The 13,836-nt window shown below is 40.4% G+C and carries 11 protein-coding genes and 1 pseudogene; 6 read left to right on the top strand and 6 right to left on the bottom strand.

Annotated elements, in window-relative coordinates:
- The first annotated feature begins 349 nt into the window (after positions 1-349).
- The 4 genes and pseudogenes from ACZ9AO_RS02175 (at position 350) to ACZ9AO_RS02160 (ending at position 6,588) form a co-directional block, all read left to right on the top strand.
- A pseudogene (locus tag ACZ9AO_RS02175) lies at positions 350-1,686 on the top strand (APC family permease).
- A 33-nt stretch (positions 1,687-1,719) separates the two neighbouring features.
- Positions 1,720-3,339, top strand: coding sequence for an amidohydrolase (locus tag ACZ9AO_RS02170; protein ID WP_476108345.1), 1,620 nt, complete (start codon positions 1,720-1,722; stop codon positions 3,337-3,339).
- A 232-nt stretch (positions 3,340-3,571) separates the two neighbouring features.
- Positions 3,572-4,915, top strand: a complete 1,344-nt coding sequence (locus tag ACZ9AO_RS02165; RefSeq protein WP_476108344.1) for an APC family permease — start codon at positions 3,572-3,574, stop codon at positions 4,913-4,915.
- A 41-nt stretch (positions 4,916-4,956) separates the two neighbouring features.
- On the top strand, positions 4,957-6,588 hold the full coding sequence (locus tag ACZ9AO_RS02160; protein ID WP_476108343.1) for an amidohydrolase: 1,632 nt from the start codon (positions 4,957-4,959) through the stop codon (positions 6,586-6,588).
- A 397-nt stretch (positions 6,589-6,985) separates the two neighbouring features.
- Here the strand turns inward: ACZ9AO_RS02160 and cuyA are convergent, their stop codons facing one another.
- Complete coding sequence (gene cuyA, locus ACZ9AO_RS02155; RefSeq protein WP_476108342.1) at positions 6,986-7,978, bottom strand: D-cysteate sulfo-lyase; 993 nt, start codon at positions 7,976-7,978, stop codon at positions 6,986-6,988.
- 460 nt (positions 7,979-8,438) lie between these two features.
- Between cuyA and ACZ9AO_RS02150 the strand changes: the two genes are divergently transcribed.
- Positions 8,439-8,705, top strand: coding sequence for a GntR family transcriptional regulator (locus ACZ9AO_RS02150; protein ID WP_476108341.1), 267 nt, complete (start codon positions 8,439-8,441; stop codon positions 8,703-8,705).
- A gap of 113 nt (positions 8,706-8,818) precedes the next feature.
- Positions 8,819-8,953 (top strand): FCD domain-containing protein, encoded by a 135-nt coding sequence (locus tag ACZ9AO_RS02145; protein WP_476108476.1) that lies wholly within the window; start codon positions 8,819-8,821, stop codon positions 8,951-8,953.
- 385 nt (positions 8,954-9,338) lie between these two features.
- On the opposite strand, the gene ACZ9AO_RS02140 is transcribed toward ACZ9AO_RS02145, so the two are convergent.
- From ACZ9AO_RS02140 to nadX, 5 genes are read right to left on the bottom strand one after another with little or no spacing between them, the layout of a single operon-like run.
- Positions 9,339-10,298: a VOC family protein gene (locus ACZ9AO_RS02140; RefSeq protein WP_476108339.1), complete on the bottom strand. Its 960-nt coding sequence runs from the start codon at positions 10,296-10,298 to the stop codon at positions 9,339-9,341.
- Between the two features lie 40 nt (positions 10,299-10,338).
- The gene (locus tag ACZ9AO_RS02135; protein WP_476108338.1) at positions 10,339-11,127 is read right to left on the bottom strand and encodes an SDR family NAD(P)-dependent oxidoreductase; all 789 of its coding nucleotides are present in this window, start codon (positions 11,125-11,127) and stop codon (positions 10,339-10,341) included.
- Positions 11,128-11,169: 42 nt separating this feature from the next.
- Positions 11,170-11,679 (bottom strand): aromatic-ring-hydroxylating dioxygenase subunit beta, encoded by a 510-nt coding sequence (locus tag ACZ9AO_RS02130; RefSeq protein WP_034312295.1) that lies wholly within the window; start codon positions 11,677-11,679, stop codon positions 11,170-11,172.
- A gap of 21 nt (positions 11,680-11,700) precedes the next feature.
- Positions 11,701-13,002: an aromatic ring-hydroxylating oxygenase subunit alpha gene (locus ACZ9AO_RS02125; RefSeq protein WP_034312297.1), complete on the bottom strand. Its 1,302-nt coding sequence runs from the start codon at positions 13,000-13,002 to the stop codon at positions 11,701-11,703.
- 38 nt (positions 13,003-13,040) lie between these two features.
- Positions 13,041-13,826, bottom strand: coding sequence for an aspartate dehydrogenase (gene nadX, locus ACZ9AO_RS02120; RefSeq protein ID WP_034312299.1), 786 nt, complete (start codon positions 13,824-13,826; stop codon positions 13,041-13,043).
- Between the last annotated feature and the right edge of the window lie 10 nt (positions 13,827-13,836).

The following is a 13,836-nucleotide window of genomic DNA, read 5'->3' as shown; positions in this document are numbered from 1 at the left end:
GTGATACCTTTTATTAAAAAGTGTGAAATCAAAAAGACAAGGCCACGTTGTTCCTTGCATTATGCTACTCTTCTTTACCAACTCCTTTCTGCGGCCGATTAGAGGACAGGCAATTGTGAAAAAATGGTTAAAAGCATTCAGTCATAGCTCAAGTTGTATCCGTTCACAAGTAGATACTATTTATGTTGGTTATCCTTAAAAACAAAAATGAGCCCAGACAAATAACCTATCCATTAACTGAATATACGGAATTTTTAATTAAATAATCCGAATAATCCAGTTATTCGTGAAGTGCACATTAATGAATGTGTACGATCATTAGTAAAAAATTCACAAGGAGGATTGATTAATGCCGAATTCACCAACTCTTAAACGTACTCTTACTTTGAAGTATGTCGTCTTTTTCGGATTGGCTTTCATGGCTCCAAAAACGTTTTTCTCAACATATGGGGTTGCTGTAAACAGCACCAGCGGGATGATGCCAACGGCTTATGCTATTGCTTTAGTTGTCATGTTATTTACAGCTTATAGCTATGCCCAATTAGTGAAAGCGTTCGCAAAAGCAGGAGCAGCATATACGTTTACGCAAAAATCAATAAGTCCACATATAGGGTTTATCGTTGGTTGGACAATCATCATTGATTATATATTTAGCCCGATGATCAGCGCCCTAATCGTCGGAATTTCATTGAAAGCTTATTTTCCATCCATTCCGATGTTTGTTTGGATCATTTTATTTATTGTGATTATTACTGCAGTCAACATCCTTGGCATTAAATTAGCAGCGAAACTTAATACGTATATGCTTTTCTTGCAATTTTTATTGTTTGCATTTTTTTTATTTTGGCCATTAAAGGTCTTCTTGAAGGAAAAGGAGCAGGGATATTATTTTCCACCGTTCCCTTTTATGATCCTGAAATTAGCGCACCTGCTCTCCTAACTGTTATCCCTATTCTATGTTTTAGCTTTTTAGGCTTTGATGCAGTAACTACTCTGTCAGAGGAGACGAAGGACCCTACGAGAACGTTGCCAAAAGCGATCTATTTCATAACGATGATTGGTGGATTTTTATTCATCACAAGTTCTTATTTTGCACAACTAATTTTTCCGGAGTTCCATTCTTTCAATAACCCTGAATCCGCCTATTTAGAGATCGCGATGTATATAGGCGGAAACATTTTTGTGAGCTTCTTTGTAGCAGTGGGGCTAACTTCCACCACTGCTTCAGCCGTTGGATCGGGAACGAGCGCCTCTCGTATTTTGTATGCGATGGGAAGGGAAAATGTATTGCCGAAAAAAATCTTCGGCTATCTATCACCGAAATACCGGACACCTGTGTTCAATATTTTACTCATTGGCGGGATTGCATTAAGCGCTCTTTTCTTAAATCTAACGACAGCTGTATCACTTATTAGTTTTGGTGCGTTATTTGCCTTTTTCTTTGTGAATCTTTCAGTTGTTTCTTACTATTTTTTTCAAAAGAAACAGAGATCTTTTAAAGGAACGATTCAATATTTGATTATCCCGCTTATTGGAGCAGCACTAATTGGATTGATTTTCATAAAACTAGATAAACATTCACTAATACTAGGTGGAACTTGGCTTCTTATCGGATTAATTTATCTATTAAACTTAACGAAAATGTTTAGGCAGCCGCCTCCTGAGCTTGCCTTTGAGGAAGCTTAATAATAGAGCTATAAAAGAAGGGAATGATTGATGATGAGTCAACAACTAGCTGACGTAATTATTTCAAGTAATACTGTATTTACAGGTCTTTCCGACCAACCTGAACCCGCCTCCATTGCAATTAAGGACAATAAAATTGTTGCGATTGGTACTGAGGAAGAAATTAAACACTGCGCAGGTGAGCACACGAAAATCTATCAGTTTAAAGACCAATTAATTATGCCGGGATTCCATGATTTCCACCTTCATATCATGCAAGGTGCCGTTGCCCTCAATAGTGTCAATCTGTTCGCCGCTCGCTCAGCAGATGAAGCGCTGGAAATGATTGGCGAATTCGCCGAATCAAAACCGGAAAATCAATGGGTAATCGGATTTACTTGGGATGCAGGTTATTGGTATACACAACAATTACCGACTCGCCATTCATTGGATCATATTCTTCCTGACCGTCCGGCACTCATGTTTCACGCTGAAGGCCATTATGCATGGGTGAATACGAAAGCTTTGGAGATTGCTAATATTACTCGTCATTCGGAAAATCCTTTCTATGGCATTATAGGAAAAGATGAAAATGGAGAACCCAATGGTATTTTATATGAAAAAGCAATGGATGCGGTTATCCGCCATGCATTTAATTTTTCAAATTCACAAAAAAATGAAATCTTCTCCAATTTCTTGGCACAGGCAGCAAGCTTAGGGGTAACTTCTGTCAATGACTTACATGGTTTAAAGACAATAGAATCACTAGATGTTTTCAAAGAATTCGAAGACAACGGTAAATTAACAACGCGGATTCATTTATGGCCTGCATTAAATGGCGATCTTGGGCACTCCAAACAATTGCGAGAGACATATCAATCGGATAAACTCCGTGTGTCGGGACTGAAACAATTTATCGATGGTGTCATTACCGCCCGTACAGCTTATCTACTCGAGCCTTATGCGGATCAACCAGAAACACGCGGTGAGACGTCTTTCCCTCCTGAAACGATCAAAAAATGGGTCGTTGCTGCAGATAAAGAGAGCTTCAGCATTCGTTTTCATGCGATTGGAGATGGAGCAATCCGTCTTGCCTTAGATGCCTATGAGGAAGCGCAAAAGACAAATGGTAAACGAGATTCACGACACTCCGTAGAACACATTGAAGTTATTCATCCAGATGATATTCATCGTTTTAGTGAGCTGGGTGTTACGGTCTCAATGCAGCCAGATCACTTAGCGATGTCTGAAAGAGGTGTTTACACCGAACAAATTGGTGCTGAACGAGAAAAGTATGTCTTCTCGATTAATACTTTGCAAAAAACCGGTGCGAAACTGGCTTTTGGAACGGACTTCCCAATTGATATTTTGAATCCGCTCCTCCAAATTTATCGTGCAGTAACGAGAATCGACAGCAGCGGAAAAACGGTATGGCATCCACATGAGTGCATCACACTTGCCGAAGCATTGAAAGCTTATACCAGTGGCCCAGCCTACGGTACATTTAGAGAGCAGGAATTAGGGACATTGGAAGCAGGTAAACTTGCTGATATCATCGTCTTGGAAAGAAATCTCTTTGAAGTACTCGTGGAAGAAATACCAGATATAAAGGTACTGTTAACAATGGTTGACGGTCAAGTAGTTTATGATTATGCCGGGTCTTTAGTAAGATAAGTAAACGATTCGGAATAAGAGGATCAACTAGCGGATGTACATCTTTGTCATCAAACGTTTACTTAATATGCAGCTTATTATTTTTAGAAATTCAATACGAAAATAGACCATTCTATGGAAAATAAAAACTATAGAAAAGTTGGGCATGGAGATAAGTCTGCTTTGCAGAATCAGTATGGCATTGGAATAAAGAATGACTATGATGCAGCCATTTAAATAGGGGGACTGATATATGAATAATTCAAACTCACCAACTCTTAAACGCTCACTTCCATTAAAATATGTTGTATTTTTTGGTTTGGCCTTTATGGCCCCAACTACTTTGTTTTCAACATATGGAGTTGCTGTTCATAGCACGAACGGGATGATCACTACTGCTTATATCGTTGCCTTTATCGTTATGCTATTTACAGCCTACAGCTATGCTCAAATGGTCAAAGCCTTTCCAAATGCGGGTGCAGCCTATACGTTTACGCAAAAATCCCTAAGTCCTCACATTGGTTTTCTCGTAGGTTGGACCATTATACTGGATTATATGTTCAGTCCAATGATCAGTGCTCTATTGTTAGGAATTGCAATGAAAGCCTATTTCCCTATAATTCCTATGTACGTCTGGATTATTCTCTTTATCGTCACGGTTACGATTATAAATATTCTCGGTATTAAGGTAGCGGCTAAGCTTAATATGGGGCTTCTATTCTTGCAATTCGGAACACTTGCGTTGTTCATCATTTTTTCAATAAAGGGGCTTTTAAATGGTCAAGGTGCAGGAACGCTTTTTTCGATCCTCCCGTTTATTGATTCAAATATAAATATGCCGGGCTTCATGTCCATAATCCCTATTTTATGCTTTTCCTTTTTAGGGTTTGATGCAGTAACAACTCTTTCTGAAGAAACGAAAAACCCGCGAAAATCCATACCTAGGGCCATTTATCTTGTAACAATCATTGGTGGATTATATTATTTTATCGGTTCGTACTTTTTACAGCTTGTCTGGCCTGACTACCAATCATTTAAAGCCCCGGAAGCTGCCTATATGGAAATTGCAATGTATATCGGGGGGAACTTTTTGATAAGTTATATGCTTGCTGAAGGAATCATGTCAAGTTTTTCATCAGCTATTGCGTCAGGAACAAGTGCTTCACGTATTTTATTTGCAATGGGACGTGAACGTGTACTTCCTGCCAAAATATTTGGATATCTTTCTCCTAAATATCGTACACCTGTCTTCAACATATTAATTATAGGAGGCGTTGCTCTAAGCGCACTTTTCTTAAGCCTTACAACTGCCGTATCTCTTATAAATTTTGGTGCATTATTCGCTTTTACTTTCGTTAATATTTCGGTTATCGCTCACTATTATTTCCGAAAAAAGCAGCGCTCCTTAATGGGGACCATTCGGTACCTTATCATTCCGTTAATTGGAGCTTCTCTTACAGGTTTCTTTTGGATAAAGTTAGACATCTATTCGTTAATACTGGGAGGAACTTGGTTTGCGATCGGATTTGTGTACCTTCTTAACCTTACAAAAATGTTTAGACAGCCGCCTCCTGAGCTTGCCATTGAACAAGCTTAATATTAGAAGCTATTCTATAGAATTGAAAGGAATGATAGATAATGAATCAACAACTAGCTGATGTAATTATTTCAAGTAATGCTGTATTTACAGGACTTTCTGATCAACCTGAGCCCGCCTCAATTGCGATTAAGGACAATAAAATCATTGCGGTTGGTTCTGAAGAGGAGGTTAAACCTTATTCAGGCGAGAATACCAAAATCCATCAATTTAATGACCAATTTATTCTACCGGGTTTTCATGATTTCCATCTTCACATGATGGATGGGGCTGTTTCGATGAATAGTGCCAATTTATTCCCAGCCCGTTCAGAAGAAGAAGCGTTGGAAATGATTCGTGAATTTGCCGAATCGCGCCCGCAAGATCCTTGGATAATCGGCGCTTCATGGGATGCAGGATATTGGGATACGCAGCAATTACCGAATCGGTCTTCATTGGACCGCATTCTCCCCGACCGTCCGGTGCTTATGTTTCACGCCGAAGGTCATTACGCATGGGTAAATTCAAAGGCACTTGAAATCGCTAATATTACCCGTCATACGGAAAACCCTTCGTATGGAATGATTGGAAAAGACGAAAATGGGGAACCTAATGGTCTTTTATACGAAAAAGCAATGGACGCGGTTATCCTCCATGCCTATGAATTTACAAAAGAACAAAAGAGAGAACTTTTCACGAATTTCCTCACTCATGCGGCTGGTTTAGGAGTAACATCCGTCCACGACTTATTCGCAATAGAAGCATTGGAAATGCTTAATGATTATGATGTTTTCAAAGAATTTGAAGACAATGGAGATTTAACTGCCCGTATTCATTTATGGCCAGCTTTAAATGGCAATCTTGAACGTGTCCAAAAATTACGAGATACGTATCAATCGGACAAACTTCGTGTGTCAGGACTTAAACAATTTATCGATGGCGTCATTACAGCCCGTACCGCTTATTTACTTGAACCTTATGCTGATCAACCGAATACACGAGGTGAATCATCGTTCCCTCCTGAAACAATCAAAAAATGGGTCGTTGATGCTGATAAAGAAGGCTTCAGCATTCGTTTTCATTCAATTGGCGACGGAGCGATTCGCCTTGCTTTAGATGCCTATGAGGAAGCGCAAAAGACAAACGGTAAACGAGATTCGCGTCATTCTGTTGAACACATTGAAGTGATCCACCCTGATGATATTCATCGTTTCAAAGAGCTAGGCGTGACCGCTTCAATGCAGCCGGATCACTTTGCGATGTCTGAAAGAGGTGTTTATACCGAGCGGATTGGTACAGAACGAGAAAAGTATGTTTTCTCGATTAATACACTGCAAGAAGCCGGAGCGAAATTGGCATTCGGAACGGACTTCCCAATCGATACCCTTGATCCGCTTCTGCAAATCTATCGGGCAGTAACGAGAATCGACAGCAGCGGAAAAACGGTATGGCATCCACATGAGCGCATCACACTTGCCGAAGCATTGAAAGCTTATACAGCCGGATCAGCTTATGGTTCCTTTAGGGAGAAGGAATTGGGAACATTAGAAGTAGGAAAACTTGCTGATATCGTAGTATTAGAACGAAATCTCTTTGAAATACCAGTAGAAGAAATTCCCAATACAAAGGTACAGCTAACGATCGTTGATGGAAAAGTTGTTTTTGATCATACGACGTCTTTAATCGAAAAGTAACATTAAAGGAGGATTCTACAACTGTAGAATCCTCTCAGACTGTAGACAAACTCCAAATCGAGTTTGTCCTTTTTTATGACTTGTACAATTTGGACGTTGATTGGAACGTAGGGCACTCGCTTTCCTCGGACGGTTGGGGAGCCTCCTCGGCTTTCGCCTGCGGGGTCTCCCTAGACGCGCTTTTCCCGCAGGAGTCTCATACCTTCCGTTCCAATCAACTTTGACTTACCTTTTAGATAGAACACTTTTGCCTAGAGTCATTTTTGTTTTAAAATAGATTTATTAAAAACTTGAGGTGATGAGGATGCTTTCGGAACATCATTCTATTCAACGAGAACAACTTGAAATGATTACTTTAGACCAACTGGTGCAGGCGAACCAGTTGGTTCGTAAAATCTCAATTAAAGAGAGACGTATTGGCGTATAGCGATGAAGCACCGCCAGAATGAACAAATAGAATGTTATCCTCCGGCTTAAAGGTGCCTTTTTGTATTAAATCGATGAGTCCTGCTGCCGCTTTCCCCGTATATACCGGATCCAGCAGTATCCCTTCCGTTCTTGCCATTAGCTTGACTGCTTCCACCATTTCAGGTGTAGGCAAAGCATAACCCGGGCCGACATACTCATCAAAACACGTAACAGCCTCACGAGGAAGTGAATTCGGAATGCCGATATGTGTTAAAGTTTCCTTAACAAGCTGAAAAACTTTCTCTTCTTGTTCAACTTTCCCTCTGCTTACGTTTATTCCAATTACCGATACTCCACTGTGATTTCCATGAAATCCTGCCACCAAACCAGCATGCATTCCTCCACTGCCGCTTACACAAATAACTGCTTTCAAATCAATTCCTTGCTCAAAGGACTGGGCCAAGATCTCCTGAGCACATGCAACGTATCCCGTCGCACCAATGACATTGGATCCCCCAACCGGGATGATGTAAGGTTGATGTCCTTTCTCTGTCACTTCTTTAGCCACTTTTTGCATTTCTTGCATTAAGTCAGCTCCATTAGGCACTACTTTGATTTGTTCAGCGCCTAATAAATGGTAGAGAAAATAGTTACCGTTAAAATTCGGTTCAGAATTTGAAAGGCCCTCTTCCAACACAAGGATGCATTTCATTTTCTCTTTAACCGCAGCAGCTAGTGTCAAGCGGCAATGATTGGATTGAATGCCTCCACATGTAATCAATGTATCCGCGCCTTTGTCCAATGCATCGGCAACAAGGAATTCCAGTTTCCTTGTTTTATTTCCGCCTGCCGTCAGACCAAGCATATCGTCTCGTTTAACGTAAATGGATGGGCCCCCAAGAACTTCAGAAAAATGATCTAGTTTCTCAACTGGTGTATATGTCGGTGTATATCGTTTCCTGGGAAATTGTGCTAAGTTCATTAATAACTCCTCCTGCTTCCTCTATGTATATTAAAGAAAGAAAATATCAATCTATATTCTCTTTCGTTTAAAATAAGCTTCGATTTCAATCATAGCATCTTTATGTAATCGAGCAACATGAATCTCCCTTCTAGCATGGTTATCTGTTAAAAAGAATTTTCATATCCATCATTCGTCAGGGCAAAATGATATCAAAACCTACTATTAGTGCTTCCGCTTATTCTATTACCACCTTTTTTCCGCAAAAGTATCAGGCAGTTTCCCAGTTACAGCTTGGGTGGGGGCTTCCCTGATTTATCCCCTGCCAATATGGACAGATAGCCTTTTGAGCGTCTTTAGTAATAAATAGTTTCATCCATCCCATTGAATTTTATAAATAATAAAAAGTATGAAGCGTTGAAATGACTTCACTCGTTTTTTAAGATAAATAAATATACTTTTATATTTTTCAAGAAACACCATGGAAACCAGTCACTATCAATATAGTACAGAACAAATAGAACATTATTATTCTAAGCCCTTAAGGGAAGCTATATTTTTTGTTATTATAAATGCGATCATTGAAGGGATATTTTTGCCCGGAGTCCGTTTAACGGAAGATGATATCGCCCAGCAATTCAATTGTAGCCGTACACCGGTTTGTGAAGCTTTGGGGAACTTGGAACAGGAAAATTTGCTTCAGGTGAAACCTGTGCATAGGGATGGTCATATCCAATGTGGATATTGAACTTTTGCAGGAGGAATTGGAAATCAGAAAAATGCTCGAAAACCATTCTATACAAAAAGACTGTGAAGGAATTACGGAAGAGGAGAAAAAAACTGGAATAGGCAACGGATAAACTGCAACAAGCAATAAATAAAAATGACCGAATAGCGGAAATTCGTGCAAACATTGAATTTCACCGCTTATTATATTCCTACTCGAGAAATACCTTTCTCCAAAAGACTACAGATTCATCATGGCTTTCTTTTTGAATTTCCTTTTTATCGGCCCGTAACGAGGATGTTACATTGGTTGATAAATCTTGATATGAGAAACGAAACAACGAGCACTTACAGTTAATCCAGGCAATTCGTGACAAAGATGTAGAAAAATCAATAAAGGTCAATACGATCCATATTGATGTTAAATTTTTCACTTTTATTCGAACCGTACAAGGCCATGGTTGAAGTCCCCTTCCCGACCATTGCCTTGTATGCTTTTTACGGTTGCGCTTCTAGGTAGTTAATCAGCTGATTAGGTGGGAAAATGGCTAGGTTTTTCGATTGAATGACCCCTGGGGTTCTTATTTCTAATTATGTAAGTTCCAATTGCCCAGACAATTCATCCAAACACCTTTTGATGATCATTGTTACTTGTTTACTCATCAAAACGTTCCAGCAATTCAATAATCACTTTAAAGGTCGCTTTTGTATCCATATAGGCATACCGGCCTTTTCCGTTAAAAAAGTTTCCTGTCTGTATGACCGGATAGCCCATTTCTTCCAGCATCTTCATTTTAGCCTCCATGTCTTTAACGACAAAAGAGATGTGGTGAACACCCTCACCATATGTTTCAAGATGATCTTTCCACGTACTGGGTGATTCGCCAGGCTCGATCAATTCAATTTGAATGAACGGAGTATTGATGAACATATATTTTGATTTGCCTTCAGTGGGCTTCCCTTTGTAAATCACGTTTGTAATATCGGATGAACCAGAATGGATGATGGGAGATTTTTCAACACCCAACAACTTACAATATGCATCTGAAGCCGCATCAAGGTCTTTGACAACAAACGCAAGCTGTTCCACTTTGTTAGTCCCTAGTAGCGGCTGAATGCTGTCATCTTCCGGTCTTTCCCATGCCATTACTCTTGGCTCCGCACTTTCAAGCAGTTCAACTAACGTTTTGTGATCATCTAGTGTATCCACATATACATATCGGCCGTCACTTGAGGTGAATTCACCCGTTTGCAAAGCTGGGTAACCATTTTTCTCCATGATTGGCAGCCTCTTTTGGATAGAGTCCACATCAAAAACTATATGGTGAATCCCTTCACCTACTTCATCCAGGAACTCACGCATCGTTCCTGGATTTTTATCGGGTTCTATTAGTTCAAATTGGACGGTCGGCGTATTCAGGAAAGCCAGTTTGGATTGCGATTCCGTTGCTACACCTCTAAAAGTGACTTTCGAAACAGAACTGTCACCAGTTAGAAATGGTTCTGCCTTCTTAATGCCCAGCAGTCTTGTGAAAGCTAGATTAGCAGCTTCAATATCTTTTACAACAAATGCGAGTTGATTAATATTCCTATTGCCCAATAGTGATTCAGCCATACTAATAAACCTACTTCCCATAGTTTATTTTATTATGAACTCAACCCAGTCCGCGAACGGACAATCCTCCATCACTGGAGATGACTTCGCCGGTGATTGCACGTGCTGCGTCCGATGCTAATAGGACATATGCAGCTACATGATCTTCGGGCAGCTGTGCAAGCTGAAGAGGGTTTCTTTTTTTAATGCTATTGGCCTTCGTTTCATTATCCACGATTTTAACGAATGGACGTAGGGGAGGAATGACTGATAATGCGGTCAGAGTGCCACCAGGCGCTACAGCATTCACCCTGATTTTAGGAGCAAGTTCAAAGGCAAGTTGGCGCATCAGCCCTATTTGGGCATGCTTGCTTGCTGTGTACCACACCCCGCCGCCATCAGGATAGAAACTGGCACCGGATACGGTGAAAATAATATTGCCATTCGATTTTTGCAGTTCTTTAAGAGCGGCTTTAGCACCGAAGAAGGATCCTTTAACGTTAATATCGATCAGAAAATCATATGCATCGGAAAGTGCATCGGGCGTTACGTCGGCAAATTTAGCAAATCCATCAAAGACTCCTGCATTGGCAACGAAAACATCCAGTTTTCCAAATTGCTCGACAGTGGCCTGAACAGCCCTCTCATTGTCTTCATATTTGCTTACATCGCCTTGGTTAATGAGGATTTCTTCACCAAATTCCTCTTTCATTTTATTTAGCGTTTCTATCGAGCGGCCGATGATGCTGACTTTTGCCCCTTCTTGTATAAAACGTCTTGTGACTGCCTCTCCGATACCTGAATTGCCTCCAGTAATCAACACTACTTTATCCTTTAACGCCATTGCCATTGTAACCAGCCTCCTTGTTATCTCTTTTTATTCAAGTCAATATTATACGAAGATAGCAAGATTTCTGGTATTTATCGTTGATTGATCAACAATGAATATTCGTTTTGAAAGTTTCCATTTACCTTCTTCGAAAATGAATTCATCATTTCGTTCCCCTGAAATAAGATCATGCTGAATATCCGTGCTGCGGCTCCGATAGATAAGCAGGTAGCTCTTGACGACTGCCTTTTCACCTTCAACATAGTCTTTAACGCGTACATTTGAGACAAAACGCCGTGTTCTTGATGGCGGTATTTCCGCCCAAGCATAATCCGTTTTCAAACGATCCACTCGCAGTTTCAGCAGCTCAATATCATCATTAAATGTAAACATGTCCGTTGAATAATCCGGGCGTTCCACCCCTTCTTTATTAACACGTACAGGCATTTGATAACGTAAGCTCGAGTGCATTAAATCGAACCAATCATCAAATTCAATATCATCGAGTAATTGAGCTTCATCATACAGCCACTGTTCAAATTGACATTTGAGCAACATTTTCTCCACATTCATTTCCGTTCCCCCTCCCGCTTATCATTTCGTCATCAATTCAAGCCAGTACTTGTAAAAATTCCTTTGGCTCGCTTCAGTGAATTTATCATCGTAAGCAACACCAGGACCTATAAAATCAACTGGTTCACGATGAAGACCCATTGTATAATTGTAGGTTAGATTCTTTAGGAAAGGCATTGGGCCTTGGGCTGCTTCAGTTATATCAGTAAAAACTTCCGTATCATCCTGTTCGAAAATACCGGATGGACTAAAGGTCAAGATAAATGAATCTCTTGATCTATCTTTCCAATCTTGGGAGGCGTTCTTTTCCACGAGCATCCAAGCAATCACTTCCATTTTATTGTGACCGATTGGCCGCCACATCCTTATTGAAGTGTTGGAGATGAATTGGTCTTTGATTTTTGTATGGGATATTAAAAATGATAAGTTAGGGAAGACATTCCCAATCATATTCTTTAAGTTTGATAACACTCCATATTGTTCTTCAGACAAATTAGTTTTAAATTCATCTTTCAATTCTTCCGGAAAAGCGAAGTCAGGATTAGGAGTCCCTAAGTTTAGTCCATGCCCGTTATCCGTATGGATTTGAAAACCGCGCTTTGAATAGGTAGCATTGGGCACCATGCCCAGTTTGGCAATGGATCCGTGTGTGACCATCGTGTGATAGGAATCACCAACAAAGTTATCGGAACCAACTTTCCAGTTTGAATTAACAACGAATCTTTGCGGAACTCCGATTACTTCCATTTCTGCACGTCCTACAAGGATATCCAAATACCATTTAATGTCTCCAAGAAACTCTTCAAGCGGCTCTGCATCTTCATTCCAAGTTCCAAATAAAAGACCTTTATAGGATTCAAGCTTTACTTTGTGAAGGCCCATTTCCGAGCGGTCAAGGTTACCCCCATATATATCCTTTTGTAATGGCACTCCTACGAGTTCACCAGTGTTTTTAAAATTAAACCCATGGTAGGGGCAAGTAAATAATGACTTGTTCCCTTTATCTGCACGGCATAGTTTCATTCCGCGATGGGTGCACATATTATAAAACGCCCTGATTTCCCCTTCAGCATCACGAGTAATGATGAGCGAGTAGCCAGCAAGTTCACGGGTCATGAAGTCTCCTTTGTTCGGTACTTCAGAATCATGGCCGATAAAAACCCATGTTTTCAAAAACACTTTTTCATGTTCTATATCATAAACCTTTGGGTCTCCAAGGAGGTATGCAGGTATAACGCCTTCCTCTGGTTTAACCGTTTCGTTCAAATAGTCAACAACTTGCTGTTTCGACATTTCTTCTAAGGATTTTTCAGTTTTAAGCATACTTTTTCTCTCCCTTCCAAGCTTTACATCATTATGCATTACCCGATCTGAACGCTTTTTTCCTTGTTTTGCAGAGTCGCCAAAACGCTTAATGCCGCTAGATAACTCGTTTTCGGGTTATTTGGCATCGGATCATTTTCCACTTCCAGTTTCAGTTTCCCGAACGAACCTGACGCTTCTATCAGGTGATTGTTTTTTAACACATTTGGATCGGCAATGATTTTCACTTTCGTCTTTTCTGATCCAAGACCAGCCATAGACAGCACAATCGCAACATTAATGTTTCTCGGAAACTGCTTGATCGCTTCTGCAGCAGTTCCTTCAAATAATACCGTTTCTTCTGTCACTGAAGACCCTGCCGGCAATGCGTTTGGCGGTTTTCTTGTGGTGATGCAAACAGATTCAAGGCCATTCACCGCTTTTGCCGATTTAAGTACATCTAGACCTCCAATCGCACCAGACGGAAGGAGAATATTCACGTTATTCAATTTACAAATCTGGTTTGATTGTTCTTCAAAGGCGGAATTCGCCATAACGCCAATGCTGCTTAGCAAGAGATCCTTCCCGCTTTTAAGCACTTTCAATGCATACTCTTCAGCTGCTTCTATCGTTGCAGCCTCTATGACTAAATCAACATCGGATTTAAGAAGTTCGTCGACATCACGATATGGCTGTGTCCTGAATTCTTCAGCTAATTGTGCCGCAACTTCTTCACGGCGGGCATAAATCGCAACGATTCTTCCACCTGGAAGAAGTCCGTCGTTATTAATGGCCTGAAGCAGAAATTTTCCGATATTACCGCACCCGATTAAACCTAACTTCATGTAGTTTCAT

It is taken from the genome of Peribacillus sp. TE19612, assembly GCF_056279465.1.
This window is presented reverse-complemented; position numbering and strand designations above follow the sequence as displayed.